Genomic DNA, 20,525 nt, shown 5'->3' with positions numbered 1-20,525 from the left:
GGATGCTCGCTCTTGACACTGGCTGCGGGACTTCGGGTCCGCTCCGACCAAAGTCGAAACCGCGCCAGGCAAGGCTGCGCAGGCGCTTCGGACCCGACGGGCGGGTGCCCGTCCGGGCGCTACCGCTGCCAAGCGAAGGCGGTCTTGTCCAGCGTTTTCGAACCGAACTGCTCGGTCGAGGATGCGACCGGTTGCCCCCCCAACGCCTGATAGAAGCCCACGGCGGCTTCGTTTTCCGCCAGCGCCCACACCACGAGACCGCCGAGCCGGGCGATGGCGAGATCGCGCCGGGCGGCCGCGAACAGGCGCTGGCCGAAGCCGAGGCCCTGATATTGCGGGTGGAGGTAGATTTCGTAAATCTCGCCGCCATAGGGCAGCGCCTTGGCGCGGTTGCCGCCGTAATTCACGTAGCCGGCGATATCCTCGCCCACGAGCAGGACGGACAGGCGGCTGCCCCTGCGGATGGCGGCATCCCACCAGCGCGGGCCGCGCCGCTCCACCATGCGCTCCAGCTCGATGCCGGGGATGATGCCGCGATAGGCTGTGCGCCACGCGTCGTCATGGACCGCCGCGATCGCCTTGGCGTCGGCGGGCTTGGCCCTGCGGATCTCGATCAGGCCGGTCGTCATGCCCTGATGGAAGCAAACCCGGCGGCTTCCATCAAGGGGCATGACGCAGGACAGCCGCAACCGGCGGGGGATGACGCCTTGAGCCTTGCCGCACGCGCGCTGAAACCGCGCGGCGGCATAGGCACTTAGGAGGTATCAGGCCGCGACCTCGGGGATAAGGCGCACCGTCATCACAAAGCGGCGTTCCTCGCCCGCGGGGATGTGGAGAAGGCCCGGCTTCTCCACGAACGGGCGGGTATCGCCCTCCGGCGTCGCATAGCCGGACCATGGCTCGATGCAGAGGTAGGGCGCGCCGGGCTTGGTCCAGATGCCGAGGTCCGGCATGCCGGGAAAGGTGATGTCCAGCCCCGGCCGGCCCGGCACCCCATACTGGAGCCGGTGCGAATTGAGCCCGAGGAAGATCAGCGCATCGCGCTCGAACATGGCGTCATCCGGAGCCAGCACGCCCTCGGCGGCGGGGCTCGCTTCGCTGGCGCGGGAGAGCAGGCCGTTGACGGGGCGGTGGATGGGCGCGGGCTCGGGCTGCTCGAAAATCACCCGGTGCTCGGCGCGCGTGCCGCCATAGGGCAGCGGCCAGAGGAAGGCGGGGTGGTAGCCGAAGCTCGCCGGCAGCACGCCGGGGCCGGGATTCGTCACCACCGCCTCCATGGCGAGCGTCGGGCCTTCGAGCGCAAAAGTCACCTCCAGCGCGAAATCGAACGGGTATTCCGCCCGTGTCGCCGCGCTGGGGAGAAGGCGGAAGGTGGCCCGGTCCGGTGCCTCTTCCACCACCTCGAACTCGGAGAACCGCGCGAAGCCATGCCGGCGCATGGGGTGGCCCTTGCCCTCATGCACGAGGGTGAGGTCCGGCAGCTCGCCGACGATGGGAAAGAGCAGCGGCGCCCGGCCGGTCCAGAAGGCCGGATCGCCGTGCCACAGCAAGGCGCGGCCCTCGGCGTCGGCCAGCGCCCGCAGTTCGGCGCCCAGCGTGGAAATCTCCGCCGACAGCGCGTCCGAGCGCAGCGATACGGTCCTGCCCATGGTGTCCCCCCGGTTTCTTCCCTGCGCCAGCTGTAGCACCGGAGCGAAGCGGGGGCACGGGCTGGCGCAGCCCTCCCCAACGTCAGACCTACAACCAAAGGCGCAGGCGCGGTATCCCTCACCCGAAAGTATTAGACAGCAAGGCTTCTGCAACAAGTGGGTTTCCAAGTCGGAAAAATGCCCGCCGCGCCACGTAATAAAGCGTCAAAAAGCCACTCCAAACATTTACAAATCATCGATTCCCGCGCGCTCCACAGAAGCGGGCAGCGCACTGCACAATACATTCGGCGTATGGCCGAAAGTACGGGGTTTCCTCAACTAGCGCGCGGCGTCGCCTCTGGTACAGAGTGCAGGGTGACGAGGCCGGTCGAGGCCAAGGTCGATCACGAAGATAACAACCGGGGCCCACGGGTACCGCGGGCTTTCAGGGAGGGCGACCCATGGACAATTCCGTGGCCGCACGCATTGCGGCCGATCCCAATTACCAGGCGCTGAAATCGCGCCGTTCGCGCTTCGGGTGGAGTCTCACCCTGGCGATGCTGGTCGTGTATTACGGCTTCATCCTGCTCATCGCCTTCCGCAAGGACCTTTTGGCCGCACGCATGGGTGACGGCGTGATGACCTGGGGCATTCCGATCGGCTTCGGCGTGATCGTGTTCACCATTCTCATCACCGCCATCTACGTCCGCCGCGCCAACGGCGAGTTCGACGCGCTCTCCGAGAAGATCAAGCAGGAGGCGCTCAAGTGAACGCGACGCTCCCGACCTCGTTCGCCCGCCGCACGTTCGCCATCGGCGCCGCGGCCGCGCTCGTCCTCGCCCCCACCCTGGCGCTCGCCGCCGGCGGCGATCTCGGGCAGGCCGACAAGCAGGCCACCAACTGGACCGCGATCACCATGTTCGTGGTGTTCGTGCTGGGCACGCTCTACATCACCAAGTGGGCGGCCGCGAAGACCAAGTCGGCCGCCGACTTCTACACCGCGGGCGGCGGCATCACCGGCTTCCAGAACGGCCTCGCCATCGCCGGCGACTACATGTCGGCCGCCTCCTTCCTCGGCATCTCCGCCGCGGTGATGAGCTCCGGCTATGACGGCCTCATCTACTCCATCGGCTTCCTCGTCGGCTGGCCGATCCTGACCTTCCTGATGGCCGAGCGCCTCCGGAACCTCGGCAAGTTCACCTTCGCCGACGTCGCCGCCTTCCGCTTCGCCCAGACCCCGGTGCGCGTGTTCGCCGCCTCCGGCACCCTGGTCGTGGTGGCGTTCTACCTCATCGCCCAGATGGTGGGCGCCGGCCAGCTCATCAAGCTGCTGTTCGGCCTCGACTACTGGATCGCCGTGCTGATCGTCGGCGCGCTGATGATGGTCTACGTGCTGTTCGGCGGCATGACGGCCACCACCTGGGTGCAGATCATCAAGGCCTGCCTGCTGCTCGGCGGCGCCACCTTCATGGCGGTCATGGTGATGTGGCGCTACGGCTTCTCGCCCGAGAAGCTGTTCGCCGCCGCGGTCGAGGTGAAGACCAACATCGCCGCAGCCAAGCCTGGCACCACGCCCCAGGCGGCGGCCGCGGCCGGCCAGTCCATCATGGGACCGGGCAACTTCATCAAGGACCCGATCTCGGCCATCTCCTTCGGCATGGCGCTCATGTTCGGCACCGCCGGCCTGCCGCACATCCTGATGCGCTTCTTCACGGTTCCGAGCGCGAAGGAAGCCCGCAAGTCGGTGATGTGGGCCACCGCCTGGATCGGCTACTTCTACCTCCTGACCTTCATCATCGGCTTCGGCGCCATCACCTTCGTGCTCACCAATCCGGAGTTCCTCACCGGTCCCGGCGGCGGGCTCATCGGCGGCGCCAACATGGCGGCGGTGCACCTCGCCCATGCGGTCGGCGGCAACGTGTTCCTCGGCTTCATCTCGGCGGTGGCGTTCGCGACCATCCTCGCGGTGGTGGCCGGCCTCACGCTCTCGGGCGCTTCGGCGGTGTCGCACGACCTGTATTCGACGGTCATCAAGAAGGGCAAGGCCGACAGCGCCTCGGAGCTGAAGGTCTCGCGCATCACCACGGTCTGCCTCGGCATCCTCGCGGTGCTGCTCGGCATCGCCTTCGAGAAGCAGAACATCGCCTTCATGGTGTCGCTGGCCTTCGCGGTTGCCGCCTCGGCCAACTTCCCGGTGCTGTTCATGTCGGTGCTGTGGAAGGACTGCACCACCAAGGGCGCGGTCATCGGCGGCTTCCTGGGGCTCCTGTCCTCGGTGGTGCTGACCGTGCTCTCGCCTTCGGTGTGGGAAGCCACCCTCGGCAACCCGGCCGGCTCCGCGCCGTTCCCCTACACCTCGCCGGCGCTGTTCTCCATGACGCTCGGCTTCGTCGGCATCTGGCTGTTCTCGATCCTCGACAACAGCCAGCGGGCGAAGATCGACCGGGCCGGCTTCCCGGCGCAGGAAGTGCGTTCCGAGACGGGCATCGGTGCGGCGGAGGCGTCGGGGCACTGACCCTTCGTCAGTCGCTCCATGCTAGGCTGACGCCATGCCACGGCCGGACCACATGACCGGCCCCCCGAACGGGGACCGCCGGGAGGATGAACCCCGGGCCGCCACGGCCCGGGGCACAGCCCCCCACGGTCCCGAGGACGCCCCCGCAGCGTCCGGCCCGCCCGCCCCCGGGCGGGCCTCGCCGTCAGAGCGGGACCGGCGCGAGCTGGTCTCGCTCATGACCTCGCGGGTGCGCGACGTCTATCTGCGCAAGCCCTTCTTCGTGGACGGGGCGACCGACCTCGTCTCCCTCTGCCGCGACCTCTCCGCCCGCCGCCTCAGCGAGGCCGTGGTGCGCGACGCCGGCCGCATCGGCATCTTCACCACCACCGACCTGCGCGACGCGCTCACCCGCGACACGCCCCCCTCGGCCCTCATGGTGCGCGAGGTCGCGACCTTCGAGCCGTGGTGCATCGCGCCCGACGCGGAGCTGTTCGAGGCGCTCATCCTCATGCTGCGCCACCGCATCCACCGCCTGCTCGTGCGCGAGGGCGGCGGACGGGCCGCCGGCGGCGACGGCATCCTCGGGGTGCTCGGCCAGCTCGATCTGATGGCCTTCGTCGCCAACCATTCCCATCTGATCGCGCTGGAGGCCGCCCATGCGGGCAGCCTCGACGAGCTGAAGGCCGCCGCCCGGCAGATCGACAGCATGGTCGCCGTGCTCAGCGCCGACGGGGTGCGGGTGGAGGTGATCGCGGCGCTGGTGGGCGAACTCAACGCCCAGGTCTTCCGCCGCTTGTGGGAGCTGCTGGCGCCCGAGGATCTGCGCGCCAATTCCTGCCTCATTGTCATGGGCAGCGAGGGGCGCGGCGAGCAGATCATCAAGACCGACCAGGACAACGGCCTCATCCTCAGGGACGGCTTCGCCTTTGCGGGACTGGATGGCGTCACCGCCCGCTTCACCGCCGCGCTCATCGATTTCGGCTATCCCCCCTGCCCCGGCGGCGTCATGCTGAGCCGGCCGACCTGGTGCCAGCCGCTGTCCGCCTTCAAGGAGACGCTGAAGGACTGGATCCACGGCGGCGTGCAGGATGGCCCCATGAACCTCGCCATCTTCCTCGATGCCGTGGCGGTGGCGGGCGATCCTTCCCTGCTCGCGGCGGCGCGGGGGCATGTGGATTTCCTGATGATGGGCGACCACGGCTATTTCGCCCGCTTCGCCCAGGCGGTGGAACGCTTCGGCGAGAGCGGAAGCTGGTGGAGCCGCCTGCCCGGCCTCACCGGGCGCGGCGCGGCGGAGGTGGACCTGAAGAAGCTCGGCATCTTCCCCCTCGTCCACGGCGTGCGGGCGCTGGCGCTGGAGCACCGCATCACCGCCCTCGGCACCGCCGACCGGCTCGCCGCGCTGGTGGCGGCCGGCCACATGGACGAGGGCTTCGCCCGCGATCTCACCGATGCGCTGCGCCTGTTCATGGGCATGAAGCTCGCCAGCAACCTCCGGCAGATCGCCGAGGGCCGCGCCCCCGGCAATGCGCTGCGGCTCGCCGACCTCGGCACGCTGGACCGGCAGGCGCTGAAGGAGGCTCTCGCCATCGTGCGCGGCTTCAAGCAATGGCTCTCCCGCCACTACCGGTTCGACGCCCTATGAGCCCCGGCCGCACCGAACCGCCGGAAGGGCGCGGGCCGGACCGCCAAGGACCGGACCGTCAGGCGCTGATCGCGCTGGCGGCGCTGGGCATGCTCGCCTTCAACTTCCCGCTGCTGGCGGTGTGGGACAGCGAGACCACCGTCTTCGGCGTGCCGCTCTTGCCGGTGGCGCTGTTCGCGATCTGGGGCGCGCTGATCGCGGCTTTGGCCTTCGCCAGCGAGAGACGCGGACATAATGCGGCCTCCCCTCTCCTCCCGGCCGAGCCGGACGAGCCCTGAGGCGGCGCGATGAACCCCGCCCCCACTCTTTCCCCGGCCCTCTCCCCCGCGCTCGTCATCGGCGCCGCCGCGCTCTATCTGGCGGCGCTGTTCGCCATCGCCGCGTTCGCCGACCGGCGCGCGCGGGAAGGCCGCTCGCTCATCGGCAATGCGTGGGTCTACGGCCTGTCGCTGGCGGTCTATTGCACCGCCTGGACCTATTTCGGCAGCGTCGGCCGCGCGGCGACCACGGGCGTGTGGTTCCTGCCCATCTATCTCGGCCCGACGCTGGTGATGCTGGTGGCGTGGGTGGTGGTGCGCAAGATGATCCGCATCGCCCACACCTACCGCATCACCTCCATCGCCGATTTCATCGCCTCCCGCTATGGCAAGAGCCCGCTGGTGGCGGCGGTGGTGACGCTGATTACCGTGGTCGGCATCGTCCCCTACATCGCCCTGCAACTGAAGGCGGTCTCCGCCGGCTACACGGTGCTCACCGCCACCGGCGCGCAGACGGCGGCGCCGAGCTGGTGGCAGGACGGGACGCTGCTCGTGGCGCTCGCCCTCGCGCTCTTCACCATATTGTTCGGCACCCGCCACCTCGACAGCGCCGAGCGTCACGAGGGCATGGTGGCCGCGGTGGCGGCGGAATCCCTCGTCAAGCTCGTGGCCTTCCTCGCGGTGGGCGCCTTCGTCACCTACGGCCTGTTCGGCGGCTTCGCCGATGTGTGGGCGCGCGCCTCGGCGCTGCCCGGGGTGAAGGGGCTGCTGACGCTCTCCGGGGCGGGCAATTTCGCCTGGGCGCAATGGTTCAGCCTCACCCTGCTTTCCGGCCTCTCCGTGCTGCTGCTGCCGCGCCAGTTCCAGATGATGGTGGTGGAATGCGTGGACGAGCGGCACCTGAAGCGGGCCGCATGGCTGTTCCCGGCCTATCTCCTCGCCATCAACGTCTTCGTCCTGCCCCTCGCGCTGGGCGGGCTCGTGCTGCTGGGCAAGGGCGCGGACCCGGAAACCTTCGTCCTCACTTTGCCGCTGGCGCATGGGGCGGGGACGCTGGCGCTCATCGCCTATGTGGGCGGGCTCTCGGCGGCGACGGGGATGCTCATCGTCGAGACCATCGCCGTCTCCACCATGGTCTGCAACGACCTGGTGATGCCGGCGCTGCTGCGCCTGAAGCTCATCCGCGCGGACGGGGGCGACCTCACGCGCCTCCTCCTCAACATCCGCCGCGCCGCCATCCTCGGCGTGCTGCTGCTCGGCTATCTCTATTTCGTGGTGGCGGGGGAGGCCTATGCGCTGGTCTCCATCGGCCTCATCAGCTTCGCGGCGGTGGCGCAGTTCGCCCCGGCGCTGCTCGGCGGCATGTACTGGCGCGGCGGCACGCGCCTCGGCGCATTGGGCGGACTGCTCGGCGGCTTCGCGGTGTGGGCCTATACGCTCATGCTGCCCTCGGTGGCGAAATCCGGCTGGATGGACGGTGCCTTCCTCACCCACGGCCCGTTCGGCATCGCCGCTCTGGCGCCGGAACGGCTGTTCGGCCTCTCCGGCCTCGACAACCTTTCCCACGCGCTGTTCTGGAGCCTCTTCGTCAACGGCGTGCTCTATGTGGGGCTCTCGCTCTGGCGCGCGCCATCCGGGCGGGAGGCGAGCCAGGCGCTGCTGTTCGTGGACGTATTCGCCCGGGGCCGCAGTGCCGCAGACCCTGTGTTCTGGCGCGGACGGGCGCACCGGGCGGACCTCGAAGCCCTCGCCCGGCGCCTCCTGGGCGCGGACACGGCCCGCCAGATCTTCGAGGACCACGCCCGCGAGCGCGGCACCGGCGACGTGGCGGACCTCACCGCCGACGCCCGCCTCGTGGACCGCGTGGAACGCCGCATCGCCGGTGTTGTCGGCGCGGCCTCGGCCCGCGTGCTGGTGGCGGCAGTGGCGGACGAGGAGCCGCTGAACGCCGGCGACGTGATGGAGATCCTCAACGAGGCCTCGCAACTGCGCGTCTATGCCCGCGCGCTGGAGGAGAAATCCCGCTCGCTGGAGATCGCCTCCGCCGAACTGTCCGCCGCCAATGCCCAGTTGCGCACGCTGGACGAGCTGAAGGACGACTTCATGTCGTCCGTGACCCATGAGCTGCGCACCCCGCTCACCGCCATCCGCGCCCTGTCCGAGCTGATGCTGGACACGCCGGACATGGAGGCGGAGCAGCGGCAGGACTTCCTGCGCATCATCGTGGGGGAGAGCGAGCGGCTGGGGCGGCTCGTCAACCAGGTGCTGGACATGGCCAAGATCGAATCGGGCCATGCCGAGTGGCACAGCACGGACGTGGACCTCCGGGCCCTGGTCGCCGACGCGGTGAAGGCCACGGCGGAACTGGCCCGCACCAAGGGGGCCGAGATCGTGCTCACCGCCCCCGCCGCGGTGCCGTCCGTGAAGGCCGACCCCGACCGCCTCACCCAGGTGATGCTGAACCTCATCTCCAACGCCGCGAAATTCGTGCCGGCGCAAGGCGGGCGCATCGACGTGCGCCTTTCCGCCGATGCCGATGGGCTGGAGGTGCAGGTCGAGGACAACGGCCCCGGCGTACCGCCCGCCGACCGCGACACCATCTTCGAGAAGTTCCGCCAGGGCGGCGACGCCCTGAACCGCCCGCCCGGCACCGGGCTCGGGCTTCCGATCAGCCGCCGGATCGTGGATCATTTCGGCGGAAAGATCTGGCTGGATCAAAGGGAGGGGAAAGGCGCATGCTTCGCCTTCCGCCTGCCGCTCCGGCCACAAGGGGCGAACGCCCCAACACAAACAACGTCGGCAGAAGCCGAAGAGACCACATGAGGAGGAAACGCCAATGGACAGGGAGATCGCAGCGGAGCCGGGACCGACGCCCGCGCCCTGCCCCCAGGGGGCCAAGGTGCTCATTGCCGATGACGAGCCCAACATCGTCGTCTCGCTGGAATTCATGATGAAGCGCGAGGGCTTCGCCGTGCTGGTGGCGCGCGACGGACGCGAGGCGCTGGAGACCATCCGCCGCGAGCATCCGCGCCTCGTGCTGCTGGACGCCACCATGCCCGGCATGAGTGGCTTCGACGTGTGCGAGGCGGTGCGGGCGGACGCCGAGGTGCGCGCGACCCGCATCGTCATGCTCACCGCCAAGGGCCGCGAGACCGACATGGCGCGCGGCGTGGGCGCGGGGGCGGATGCCTATGTCACCAAGCCCTTCTCCACCCGCGAGCTGATGCAGAAGGTGAAGGACATGCTGGCCGAGCCGCCCGCCGGGAGCCTGCATGCATGAAATTGCCGCGGGGGACGGGTGCCGTTCTGGCCATGCTGCTGCCGGGGCTCGCCCTCGCTCTGTGGCTGGTGCTGGGCGCCGGCTTCCTGCTGATGGCATTGGATGGCGCCGCGCGCACCGCACTTGTCGGCGCCCTCGCCCCGGTGGCCGAAAGCCACGGCATGGTTCTGGTGCTGTGGTGGGTGCTGTTCTCCGCCGGCGCCGGCCTGCTCGCGCGGCGGTTCTACGGGGCTCATGCCGAGGCGCCGGCCCGGCTCGCCGATGCGGCGCGGGTGCTGGCGGGCGATCCTGCCGCGCCGCCGGTTCCCGCCACCGGCCCGGCCGGGCTGAAGGCCTTGGGCGAGGTGGTGAACGACCTCGCCGGCCAGCGCCGCGCGCTTCAGGACGACATGGCCCGGCTGGTCGCCGAGGCCAGCCGCGACGTCGCCTACCAGCGCGACCAGCTCGCCGCCCTGATGGCGGAGCTGGAGCAGTCGGTGGTGGTGCTGAACCTCGAAGGCCGCATCCTGCTCTACAACGCCCGCGCCCGCACCCTCTTCCGCCGCCTGTTCCGCGCGCCGGGGACGGCGGAAGGCGTCGGCGCCGATCCCATCGGCCTCGGCCGCTCCATCCACACCGTCATCGACCGCGCGCTGATGGACCATGCGCGCGAGACCCTGGAGCGGCTGATGGGCCGGGGCGAGGCGCGGCCTTCCGCCCGCTTCGTCACCACCACGCCGCTGGGCCATCTGGTGCGCGTTCTGCTCGCCCCCGTGCGGGCCGAGGCGGGCGGCGCGGTGACCGGCTTCGTGCTCCTGCTCGACGACATCACCGACGAATACGAGGCCCGCGCCCGGCAGGACCGCACCCTCATCGACCTCAACGAATCCGCCCGCGCCTCGCTCGCCGCCATGCAGGCGGCCCTCGACATGCTGGATTATCCCGACCTCGACGCCTCCGACCGCGAGCGGTTCCAGGCCGTGGTGCGCGACGAGGTGATGGGGCTCGGCACCCGCCTGTCGCTGGCCGCCGATGCCTCCAGCGACATGGGCAGCCGCTGGCCGCTGCAGGACATGCTGGGCGCGGACCTCGCCGCCGCCGCCGCCCGCCGCATCGCCGCCGACACCGGCCATGCCGTTGCGACCGATCAGGTGGATGCGGACATCTGGCTGAGCGTGGACAGCTTCGCCCTCATCGGCGCCCTCGCCTTCCTCGCCGCGCGCGTGGCGGAGGCCGAGGGTGGGGCCGATCCCGCCTTCGCGCTGCGCCTGACGCCGGCAAGCGGGCGGGTGCATCTCGACCTCGCCTTCGCTGACGCCCGTGCGGCCACAAGCGGCGCCGGCTGGCAGAGCGCGCCCATGGGCGGCACGTCCCAGCTCTGCGTCCGCGACGTGGTGGAACGGCATGGCGGGGAACTCTGGCTGGAGCGGGCGCGCGCCGGCACCGGTGCCTGTTTCCGCTTCCTGCTGCCCGCCGCTTCCGAGGGCCATGCCGAGGCGCAGGCCCCGGCGGAGAGCCGGCCGGCCTATTTCGATTTCGATCTGTTCGCCGCCAGCGCCGGCAGCCACGCCAGCGACGACCGCCTCTTGAGCGACCTCGCTTATACCGTGTTCGACACCGAGACCACCGGCCTCGACCCGGCAGGCGGTGACGAGATCCTCCAGATCGGCGCCACCCGCATCGTCAACGGACGCATCCTCTCCAGCGAATGCTTCGACCAGTTGGTGGACCCCGGCCGCTCCATCCCCGAGGCGGGCATCGCGGTGCACGGCATCCGGCCGGAGATGGTCCGGGGCAAGCCGTCCATCGCGCGGGTGCTGCCGGCCTTCCACGCCTTCGCTGCGGAGACGGTGCTGGTGGGGCACAACGTGGCCTTCGACATGCGCTTCTTGACGCTGAAGGAAGCGACAAGCGGCGTCGCCTTCGACCAGCCGGTGCTGGACACGCTGCTCCTCGCCGGCCTCGCCCATCCCGGCGAGGAGAGCCACAGCATGGAAGCCATCGCCGGCCGCCTCGGCGTCACCGTCTCCGGCCGCCACACGGCCTTGGGCGATGCCCTGGTGACGGCGGACATCTTCCTGAAGCTGCTGCCCCTGCTCCGCGCCCGCGGCATCCGCACATTGGGCGAGGCGCGGGCGGCGGCGGCGACGTCCTATTACGCGAAGCTGAAGTATTAAAGACGCACGACTTCCGATGACCTGTCATCGCCCGGCTCGTCCGGGCGATCCACGTCCCGGCCAGAGGAGTGCCCGGGGCACAGAGACCGGTCGGGCGGCGAAGTGGATGCCCCGGACAAGCCGGGGCATGACGGCGGTTCCTTCTTCCAAACCTCACCCCACCCCCTCCAGCAGCCCCGCCAGCGCCTCCGGCTGCAGCACCATGGCGTCGTGGCCGGTGGGCATCTCGATGAAGGTCCAGCCCGCCTGCCGCGCGTAGGCCCGCGCCGGCTCCATGGGCAGATAGAGCGGGTCCGTGCAGGAGATGTAGGTAGAGGGCCGCCCGTTGCCCACGGGATGGGAGAGCGCGAGCGGGCTCTCGTAGGAGCCCACCGGATGGGGCGTGAGGCGGCGGCGCACCCAGTCCGCGCGGGGATGATCGGCGGGGACGCCGAAGGCCGTCACTTCAGGCACCGGCATGGCGATGCCGCCCGCCTCCAACACCTTGCGCCGCCGCTCCGCCACCACCTCCGCCGGCAGCACGCCGAAGGCGCTCTCGCCATTCTGGAGGATGGTGGCGTCGAGATAGACGAGCGCGCGGATGCGCTCGGGCATGGCGTCCGCCACGCCGCTGATGACCGCGCCGCCATGGCTGTGGCCGACGAGGATGAGGTCGCCCAATTCCTCCACCTCGATCACGCCGGCCACATCGGCGACGAAGGTGGCGAGGCTGATGTCGGGGCTCATGAGATGGCGCCGCTCGCCGAGGCCGGTGAGGGTCGGCGCGAACACGCGATGGCCGCGCCCGAGCAGGAGGTCCGCCACCTCCCGCCAGCACCAGCCGCCGTGCCATGCGCCGTGGACGAGCACAAAGGTCTTCGGCGAAATCTCATCTCCGGGCATGGGCGCGCCTCCGTTTCGACGGAGTGAAGCAGCCTTCCGCCGGCGCGGCAATGCGGATGAATTGCGCCCGGAGCGCCCCTCCCTTAAGCCTTCGCCGGAGACAAGAAAGGGCGCGACGATGGCGGACGAGACCCCCACCCTGAAGGACTTCGCCCTCGCCCTATATGGCCGCGAAGGCGTGCCGCCCGCCTGCCTCGTCCTGCAGGAAGCGACCGGGCTCGACGTCAATATCCTCCTCTTCGCCGCCTGGCGCGGGGCGGCGCTGCGGCAGGAGGTGGGTGCCGCCGACATCACCGCCGCGCGGGCGCTCGTGGCGGACTGGCACAATGAGGTGGTGAAGGCCCTGCGCACCGTGCGTCGCCGCCTGAAGACCGGCCCCAGCCCCGCGCCGGACGACCGCACGGCGAAGCTGCGCGCGCAGGTGCAGGCCATCGAGATCGCCGCCGAGATCATCGAGCTGGAAGAGCTGGGCACGCTCCCCGCCGGCCCGCTTGCGCCGCCCGAGGTCGATGCGGCAGCCCTCGCCCGCGCCGCCATGGCGCAGGTGGTGGTGTCGTTCGCCGGCCGGCAGCTCACGGATGAGGAAGAGGCCGCCGTGCGGGCCATCGTAGCCGCGATCTGAGCCTCAGCGCGCGCAGCCCTGACCGGGATTCATGAGGCCGCAATCACCCCCGTCACGGCCGGAATGCGAAGGCGCCCGCGTGCCGCCGCTCCACGCCCTTGAGGGAGGCGAGATCGCGCACACCGAGCTGGCCCATGGCCACCTGCACTTCCTCGGTGAGCAGCTCCGCCACATAGTCCGCGCCGCCATCGCCGATGCCGGCGAGGCCGATGAGGAAGGCGCGTCCGCAGAAGGTGCTGGTGGCCCCCAGCGCCAGCGCGCGCGCCACATCGAGGCCGGAGCGGATGCCGCTGTCGAACAACACGGTGGCGCGCGTCCCCACTGTAGACGCGATGGCCGGCAGAACGTCGATGGCGGCCGGTGCGGCATCGAGCTGGCGGCCGCCATGGTTGGAGACGAGGATGCCATCCACGCCGATGGAAATCGCCATTTCCGCATCGGCGGGATGCATAATGCCCTTCATCACCAGCCCACGCGGCCAGGCATCGCGCAGGCGCTTCACCGCCTCCCACGAAAAGGTGCCCTTGATCTCGCTCTGCACCAAGCCGGCGGTCCTGGGCAGGGTCGCGGGCGCCGCCACATAGGGCGCCATGTTGGCGAACTGCGGCGTGCCCGCCTTCGCCAGCGCCAGCGCCCACGGCAAGGCGAGCGCCACGTCGCGCACGGTGCGGGCCGTGGTCCGGAAGGGCACGACGAGGCCGTTGTTGAGGTCCCGCGGGCGCTTGGAGCGCACCGGCGCGTCCAGCGTCGCCACGAGGGCGCGGGCGCCCGCCGCCTCGGCCCGACGCACCAGATCGAGGGTGACGAGATGGTCCCGCCCCGGCAGGCCATAGAGCTGGAACCAGGTGCAGTCGCCGGCAAACGCCGCCACCTCCTCGATGGAGGCGCTGGCCAGCGTGCCCACCACATAGGGAATGCGCGCCTTCGCCGCCGCTTGGGCGAGGAGCTGCGTGGCGCCGGGCCACACCAGCCCGTCCACGCCCACCGGCGAGATGCCGATGGGTGCGCTGTAGCGGGTGCCGAAGAGATCGATGCTCGTATCCACCGGTCCCGGCGCGCCATAGCGCGGCACCAGCTTCACGGCGTCCAGCGCCGCGCGGTTCTCGGCGATGCCCACATCGGCGCCGGTGCCGCCTTCGAGGAAATCCCAGGCGAAGCGCGGGATACGGCGGCGGGCGGCGCGCTCCAGATAGTCGAGCGTCGGCATGCGCTGCTTCAGCCGCGCGGCGGCGCTGGTGCCGGAGCCGGCGCCCCAGGCTGCGGCGGGCGCGGAGGCGGGTGGAACGGAGGCGGGTTGAGAAGCGCGCCCGCTGATGGCGCGGTCCGTCATCGCACGGCTCCCATGGCGTTTCCTCGTCTTGTCTTGTTCCCGCTGTGGTAGAGCGTGGGCCGCCATCACCGCAAATAATTACGGATTATCGGGGAAATCAGCGCGACTGATCTTTCCCCGCCCCCGCCGCCGCGCGGGCGACACCGGCGCCGCGGCGCGCACGAAGGTGGCGGCGGAGGTGGCGGCATCCACCAGATCCTGCCGGATCACCTCCACCACCGCATGGGCCGCCGCCGAGATGGCCCGGCGCGGGTGGTGCACCACGGCGATGGACCGTGTGAGCGGGGCGGCGAAGCGATGCCCGCGGACCCGTCCGGCCGCAAGCATCTGATGCAAGGCGATGGTGGGCAGCACGGTGGCGAGGTCCGTCGTCGCCACCACCTCGCAGATGGCGGAGAGCGTGTCGATCTCGATGCGCGGCTTCAGCTCGATGCCGGCCTCCGCCGCCTGCGCCTCAAGGATCGCCCGCAGGCCGTGGCGCTTGGACGGCAGCACCAGATCGAGCCCGCCAAGATCGGAAAAGCCGAGGCTGTCCGGCACATTGAGGGGTGAATCGGTGCGCGTGGCGAACACCATCTCCTCGTCGAGGATGTGCTGGGAGGCGAGCCCCCTTTTCTGCCGTGGAACATTGATGATGGCCAGGTCAAGCTGGCCGGTCGTCACCCAGTCCATCATGGTCTCGGTGTAGCCCTCGCAGGCGGAGAATTCCACGTCCGGATAGCGCGCCGCGACGGTGGCGGAAGAGTTCGCCAGCGTGCTCTGCGCCACCGAGGTGATGAGCCCCACCACCACCCGGCCGGACACCCGCCCGTCGAGCCGCGCCATCTCCTGCATGGCGTGCTCCACATCGCGAACGATGGGCGAGATGAGCCGCGCCAGCGCCTCCCCCGCCGGGGTGGTGGAAACGCCGTGGGCGGTGCGGTCAAAGAGCTTCTTGCCGAACTCGGCCTCCAGCTTGGCGATCTGCATGCTGAGCGCCGGCTGCACGATGTTGAGCTGCCGCGCCGCCCGGGTGACGTTGCCGGTCTCCGCGAGGCACAGGAAATACTGCATCTGCCTGAGGTCCATCGCGGATTGTCCTTCGCGGCCACGCCTGAAATCAGCATGAATGATGGCGTCGATAATCATTCATTATTTGCAGTGATTACGACCTTTGTCTATGACTCGATGACCGGCTCATGGAGCCGTCGCCCAGAAGGCCGAAACGGCCCGTGGCGGGGAGGGATCGTCGGCAAGGCCGGGCGCATGGCGCCCGCATGATGCGCCTTGCCTTTCTCCACATCTCCCCTCCGGCCTCAGCCATGCGTGCGGCAGCACGCGGAGGAGATGCCATGCAGGATCACAAGCGTCTCGTCGTCGGCATCTCCGGCGCCTCCGGCGTGATCTATGGCGTGCGGATGCTGGAGCTGCTGCGTGCCGCCGGCATCGAGACGCACCTCGTGATGTCGCGCACCGCCGAGATCACGCTCGCCCACGAGACCGACCGCAAGGTGGCGGACGTGAAGGCCCTCGCCAGCGTCTGCCATTCCAATGACGACATGGCCGCCGCCATCTCCTCCGGCTCCTTCCGCACCATGGGCATGGTGGTGGCGCCCTGCTCCATGCGCTCCATGTCCGAGATCGCGTCCGGCGTCACCTCCAGCCTGCTCAGCCGCGCGGCCGACGTGGTGCTGAAGGAGCGCCGCCGTCTGGTGCTGATGGCGCGCGAGACGCCGCTGCACACCGGCCACCTGCGCACCATGACGCAAGTTTCGGAGATGGGGGCCATCATCTCCCCGCCCATGCCGGCCTTCTACTCGCGCCCCGCCAGTCTCGAAGAGATGATCGACCATACGGTCGGGCGGGTGCTCGATCTGTTCGATATCGAGGTGGGCGCCGTGCGCCGCTGGGGCGAGGGAAGCGGCCCGCGCCACCGTAAGCCGCCCCTGCGCCAGATCGCGCCCGCCAGCTGAACGCCCGAACATCCCGACCAGCGGAACCTGAGATCATGTTGGACCCCCGCCCCCGTCCCGCCGCGCAGACGCCGCCCGATCTGCGGTCCTGGCTCGCCGACCTCGCCGCCCATGGCCGGCTGGCGGTCGCGCGGGAGAATTTGCCGCTGGCCGACAATCTCGCTGCCGTGGCCAAGCGCACCGAGCGCGACAGAGCGGTGCTGTTCCCCCACCCCGTGGGCGCGGATGGCAAGACGCACGACATGCCTGTCGTGGTGAACCTCTTCACCCAGCGCGCATGGGTGGCCGATGCCCTCGGCGTCGGCGAGGACCAGTTGCTGCCCCATTTCCTCGCCGCAGCAGCCAAGCCCACGCCGTGTGTGGAAGTCACCTCCGCCCCGGTGCAGGAGGTGGTGCACACGCAAGTGGATCTCCTCGCCCAGCTCCCCATTCCCTCGCACAACGAGCTGGACAGCGGCCCCTACATCACCGCGGGCCTGCTGATCGCGCGCAACCCCATCACCGGCGTGCAGAACGTCTCCATCCACCGCTGCCAGATCAGCGGGCCGAACCGCATCGGCGTGCTGCTGCTGCCGCGCCACACGCTGGCTTATTACCGCATGGCGGAAGAGGCTGGCGCGGCACTGGAGATCGCCATCGTCATCGGCGCCCACCCGGCGCTGCTCCTCGCCTCGCAGGCCATCTGCGCGCTGGACGAGGACGAAATGGAGATCGCCGGCTCTCTGCTTGGCCGCCCGGTTGAAGTGGTGAAGTGCAGGACCAATTCGGTGCGCGTGCCGGCCGCCGCCGAGATCGTGGTGGAAGGGCGCATCCTGCCCAAGGTACGCGAGCCGGAAGGCCCGTTCGGCGAGTTCCCGCAATATTACGGCCCGCGCGCCGCCCGCGAGGTGATCGAGGTGGATGCGGTGACGCATCGCCGTCACCCCATCTACCATACCATCGTCGGCGGCTCGTTCGAGCATCTGGTGCTGGGCGGCGTGCCGCGCGAGGCGACGCTGCTGCAGCACCTCAAGCGGTCCTTCCCCAACGTGCTGGACGTGCGCCTCACCCGCGGCGGCACCTGCCGCTATCACCTCGTCGTAAAGATCGACAAGGAGCGCGAGGGCGAGGCCAAGAACATCATCCTGTGCGCCTTCGGCGGCCACTATGACGTGAAGCAGGTGGTGGTGGTGGACAAGGACGTGGACATCTCCAGCGCCGACGAGATCGAGTGGGCGGTGGCAACCCGCTTCCAGGCCGACCGCGACATGGTGGTGGTCTCCGGGGCACTGGGCTCCAAGCTCGATCCGTCCACCGATGCAGGCGGAATCAGCGCCAAGCTCGGCCTCGATGCCACCGCTCCCCTCTCCGACGATCCCCTCGCCTTCCGCCGCATCCGCGTGAAGGGCGAGGAGAGCGTGGACCTCTCCGACGCGCTGGTGAAGGACCCCAACGCCGCCTTCGCCCGCATCGTCGCCCAGGTCTCCTGACCTGACCCGAAGCCGGCGCGGACCCAAGTCCGCGCACCAACACAGAAGCCGGGCACTCAACGTCCCGGCCGCCAGACCGGGAGGATTTCGATGTTCAGGACGACGACCCGCCGCCTCTTCTGCGCCGGAGCGCTGGCGATGGCCTTGGCCTCCGCCGGCACCGCGCAGGCCGCCGACAAGGTGAAGGTCGGCATCAACAATGTGGTGTCGGACGTGGTGTTCCACCTCGGCATGGAGCGCGGCATCTTCGCCCAGGAAGGCCTCGACGTGCAGCTGATCGCCTTCGATTCCGGGCCGAAGATGGTCGCCCCGCTGGGCGCGGGCCAGATCGACGTGGGCGCCGGCGCCTCCTCCGCCGGGCTCTACAATGCCGCCGCCCGCGGCATCAACATCAAGGTCGTCGCCGACAAGGGCTCCACCCCGGTCCATTACGACTACATGCCGCTCATGGTCCGCAAGGAGCTGGTGGGCAGCGGCAAGGTGAAGACCATCGCCGACCTCAAGGGCATGCGCGTCGGCTCCGTGGGACCGGGTGCGGCCACCAACGCCAAGATGGCGCATCTCCTCGCCAAGGCCGGCCTCGGCTACAAGGACGTGAACCACACTTACATCGGCTACCCCCAGCAGATCGCCGCCTTCACCACCGGCGCGATCGACGCCGCCATCAGCACCGAGCCGTCCGTGACCCAGGCGGTGAACAATGGCGTCGCCGTCCGCTTCGTGGTGGACGGTTATCCCAACCAGCAGGTGGCCGTGCTGCTCTATGGGGGCGACTTCATCGCCAAGCGCCGCGACGTGGCCCAGCGTTTCATGAACGCCTATGTGAAATCGGCCCGTATCTTCAACGACGCCACCGCGGGCGGGAAGTTCGACGGCAAGGGCGCGGATGAGGTCATCAAGACCATCATGCGCACCACCGGCCTGAAGGACGCCGAGCTGTTCAAGACCATGATCCCGAACGGCATCGATCCCGACGGCAGGGTCGATACGCAGAGCATGGCGGAAGACCTCAAGTTCTTCACCGAAAACGGCTATCTGGAGCGCCCGGCCAAGGTTTCCGACGTGGTGGACACCTCGTTCGCGGACGCCACCCTGAAGGCGCTCGGCCCCTACAAGGCCGCCCAGAACTGACGCGCGACCAGCGCGCGCGGGGCGCCCCCGCAGCGCTCGCCCCATCGGCATCCGGAGGACAGATTGATGGCCGTCGTGAGCATGTTGAACGGGAAGCCGAGCCCGGCGGCATCCGCGCCGCCGGTGCAGATTTCCATGCGCGGCGTGCGCAAATACTTCGGCTCGTCCGGCTTCGTGGCGGTGGATGGCATCGACCTCGACATCCCGCAGGGCCAGTTCTTCGTCATCGTCGGCCCCTCCGGCTGCGGCAAGACCACCCTCCTGCGCATGCTCGCGGGGCTGGAGAGCGTCAGCGAAGGCACCATGAAGCTGAACCGGACGGACCCGAGCCGGCCGGAGAATTCCATGATCTTCCAGGGCGACAGCCTGTTTCCCTGGATGACCGTCTACGACAACGCGGCCTACGGCCTGCGCATGCGCGGCGTGGCGGAGAAGGACGTGGCGGAGAGCGTGAAGCTCTGGCTGGAGCGCATCGGCCTCTACCGCTTCCGCGACCGCTATCCCAACCAGCTCTCCGGCGGCATGCGCCAGCGCGTCTCCATCGTGCGCGCCTTCGCCAACGATCCGGAAATCCTGCTCATGGACGAGCCGTTCTCAGCCCTCGACGAGCAAAACAAGATGCTGCTGCATGAAGAATTGCTGCGCATCTGGGAAGCCACCAAGAAGACCGTTGTCTTCATCACCCATTCGGTGGACGAGGCGGTGACGCTGGGCGACCGCATCATGATCATGACCGCCAATCCCGGGCGCGAGAAGGCCATCATCGACGTGCCCTTCGCCCGCCCCCGCAACGTGCTGGAACTGCGCCACGATCCCGCCTACGGCGATCTGGTGTTCCATATCTGGGAACAGCTGCGCGACGAAGTGCAGCGCGCCCGCATGAGCGCCGAGGGGGGCAAGTGATGGCAAAACGATCCGGTCTCCTCGGCGAGCGCTTCATCGGGCTGCTCACGCCCCTCCTTCTCCTCGGCCTGTGGGAGGTGGCGGCGCGCATGGGGCTCATCGACGCCCGCTTCTTCCCGCCGCCCTCCAGCATCGTCCACACCTTCGGCGCGTTGGTCGCTTCCGGCGAATTGTGGACCAACCTCCTCGCCAGCCTGCGCCGCCTCCTCCTCGGCATGCTGCTCGGCGGCGTGCCGGCGCTGTTCCTCGGCCTCGCCATGGGCATCTCGAAGCCGCTACGCGCGGCCATCGATCCCCTGATCTCGGCAACCTACCCCATTCCGAAGAGCGCCATCCTGCCCCTCGTGCTGCTCATCTTCGGCCTTGGCGAGATGTCCAAGGTGGTGATGGTGGCGCTGGGCGCCTTCTATCCCATCCTCATCAATACGGTGATGGGCGTCGCCAACATCGACAAGATCTACCTCGATGTCGGCCACAACTACCGCGCCAGCCGCTGGCAGGTGTTCCGCACCATCGCCCTGCCGGGGGCGCTGCCCTCCATCATGGCCGGGGTGAAGCTCGCCATGGGCATGGGCCTCATCCTCATCGCCATCTCGGAGATGGTCGCCGCCTCCGACGGCATCGGCTACATGATCTGGAACGCCTGGCAGGTGCTGACGGTTGACACCATGTATGTGGGGCTGTTGGTTATTGCGCTGCTCGGCTTCGTCTTCTCCGTCATCCTCGACGAGATCGAGCGCATGCTGATCCCCTGGAAGGCGAAAGCTTAAGCT

At 69.3% G+C, this 20,525-nt stretch carries 18 protein-coding genes; 13 read left to right on the top strand and 5 right to left on the bottom strand.

All coding sequences use genetic code 11. From position 1 onward, the window contains the following. Positions 1-119: 119 nt before the first annotated feature. The gene (locus tag XAN126_RS0102600) at positions 120-629 is read right to left on the bottom strand and encodes a GNAT family N-acetyltransferase (protein WP_024277043.1); all 510 of its coding nucleotides are present in this window, start codon (positions 627-629) and stop codon (positions 120-122) included. A 135-nt stretch (positions 630-764) separates the two neighbouring features. After that, positions 765-1,649, bottom strand: a complete 885-nt coding sequence (locus XAN126_RS0102595; RefSeq protein ID WP_024277042.1) for an aldose 1-epimerase family protein — start codon at positions 1,647-1,649, stop codon at positions 765-767. Between the two features lie 440 nt (positions 1,650-2,089). On the opposite strand from XAN126_RS0102595, the gene XAN126_RS0102590 reads away from it, so the two are divergent. The 7 genes from XAN126_RS0102590 to XAN126_RS0102560 all read left to right on the top strand — a co-directional run bounded on the left by XAN126_RS0102590 (position 2,090) and on the right by XAN126_RS0102560 (position 11,463). Continuing rightward, positions 2,090-2,398, top strand: a complete 309-nt coding sequence (locus tag XAN126_RS0102590) for a DUF485 domain-containing protein (protein ID WP_024277041.1) — start codon at positions 2,090-2,092, stop codon at positions 2,396-2,398. Between the two features lie 41 nt (positions 2,399-2,439). Beyond that, positions 2,440-4,143: a cation acetate symporter gene (locus XAN126_RS0102585; protein ID WP_029876624.1), complete on the top strand. Its 1,704-nt coding sequence runs from the start codon at positions 2,440-2,442 to the stop codon at positions 4,141-4,143. A gap of 217 nt (positions 4,144-4,360) precedes the next feature. Beyond that, a complete protein-coding gene (locus XAN126_RS0102580) occupies positions 4,361-5,770 on the top strand; it encodes a putative nucleotidyltransferase substrate binding domain-containing protein (RefSeq protein WP_245272201.1) in 1,410 nt (469 codons plus the stop codon). Continuing rightward, positions 5,767-6,048 (top strand): hypothetical protein, encoded by a 282-nt coding sequence (locus XAN126_RS25950; RefSeq protein WP_024277038.1) that lies wholly within the window; start codon positions 5,767-5,769, stop codon positions 6,046-6,048. The genes XAN126_RS0102580 and XAN126_RS25950 overlap by 4 nt, the downstream gene beginning before the upstream one ends. Positions 6,049-6,057: 9 nt before the next feature. Further along, positions 6,058-8,850 (top strand): ATP-binding protein, encoded by a 2,793-nt coding sequence (locus XAN126_RS0102570; RefSeq protein ID WP_024277037.1) that lies wholly within the window; start codon positions 6,058-6,060, stop codon positions 8,848-8,850. Between the two features lie 13 nt (positions 8,851-8,863). Next, entirely contained in the window at positions 8,864-9,307 is a 444-nt protein-coding gene (locus XAN126_RS0102565; protein ID WP_024277036.1) for a response regulator, read from the top strand. Then, complete coding sequence (locus tag XAN126_RS0102560; RefSeq protein WP_024277035.1) at positions 9,304-11,463, top strand: exonuclease domain-containing protein; 2,160 nt, start codon at positions 9,304-9,306, stop codon at positions 11,461-11,463. The genes XAN126_RS0102565 and XAN126_RS0102560 overlap by 4 nt, the downstream gene beginning before the upstream one ends. A gap of 153 nt (positions 11,464-11,616) precedes the next feature. On the opposite strand, the gene XAN126_RS0102555 is transcribed toward XAN126_RS0102560, so the two are convergent. Further along, positions 11,617-12,345 (bottom strand): alpha/beta hydrolase, encoded by a 729-nt coding sequence (locus XAN126_RS0102555; protein WP_024277034.1) that lies wholly within the window; start codon positions 12,343-12,345, stop codon positions 11,617-11,619. Between the two features lie 118 nt (positions 12,346-12,463). On the opposite strand from XAN126_RS0102555, the gene XAN126_RS25945 reads away from it, so the two are divergent. Further along, a complete protein-coding gene (locus XAN126_RS25945; protein ID WP_024277033.1) occupies positions 12,464-12,967 on the top strand; it encodes a TIGR02444 family protein in 504 nt (167 codons plus the stop codon). Between the two features lie 52 nt (positions 12,968-13,019). Here XAN126_RS25945 and XAN126_RS0102545 read toward each other — a convergent pair whose 3' ends face one another. Next, complete coding sequence (locus XAN126_RS0102545) at positions 13,020-14,297, bottom strand: alpha-hydroxy acid oxidase (RefSeq protein ID WP_024277032.1); 1,278 nt, start codon at positions 14,295-14,297, stop codon at positions 13,020-13,022. A gap of 78 nt (positions 14,298-14,375) precedes the next feature. Next, positions 14,376-15,365: a LysR family transcriptional regulator gene (locus XAN126_RS0102540; protein WP_024277031.1), complete on the bottom strand. Its 990-nt coding sequence runs from the start codon at positions 15,363-15,365 to the stop codon at positions 14,376-14,378. A 263-nt stretch (positions 15,366-15,628) separates the two neighbouring features. Between XAN126_RS0102540 and XAN126_RS0102535 the strand changes: the two genes are divergently transcribed. From XAN126_RS0102535 to XAN126_RS0102515, 5 genes are all read left to right on the top strand, one after another. Beyond that, positions 15,629-16,249 (top strand): UbiX family flavin prenyltransferase, encoded by a 621-nt coding sequence (locus tag XAN126_RS0102535; protein WP_024277030.1) that lies wholly within the window; start codon positions 15,629-15,631, stop codon positions 16,247-16,249. 35 nt (positions 16,250-16,284) lie between these two features. Next, positions 16,285-17,718: a UbiD family decarboxylase gene (locus tag XAN126_RS0102530; RefSeq protein ID WP_038224948.1), complete on the top strand. Its 1,434-nt coding sequence runs from the start codon at positions 16,285-16,287 to the stop codon at positions 17,716-17,718. 90 nt (positions 17,719-17,808) lie between these two features. Beyond that, entirely contained in the window at positions 17,809-18,849 is a 1,041-nt protein-coding gene (locus XAN126_RS0102525; protein ID WP_024277029.1) for an ABC transporter substrate-binding protein, read from the top strand. Positions 18,850-18,915: 66 nt separating this feature from the next. Next, on the top strand, positions 18,916-19,752 hold the full coding sequence (locus XAN126_RS0102520) for an ABC transporter ATP-binding protein (RefSeq protein WP_024277028.1): 837 nt from the start codon (positions 18,916-18,918) through the stop codon (positions 19,750-19,752). Then, complete coding sequence (locus tag XAN126_RS0102515) at positions 19,752-20,522, top strand: ABC transporter permease (RefSeq protein WP_024277027.1); 771 nt, start codon at positions 19,752-19,754, stop codon at positions 20,520-20,522. The genes XAN126_RS0102520 and XAN126_RS0102515 overlap by 1 nt, the downstream gene beginning before the upstream one ends. Positions 20,523-20,525: the final 3 nt, after the last annotated feature.

It is taken from the genome of Xanthobacter sp. 126 (genome assembly GCF_000526175.1).
GTDB lineage: Bacteria > Pseudomonadota > Alphaproteobacteria > Rhizobiales > Xanthobacteraceae > Xanthobacter > Xanthobacter aminoxidans.
The sequence above is the reverse complement of the archived record's forward strand: the minus strand, read 5'-3'. Positions and strand labels throughout refer to the sequence as shown.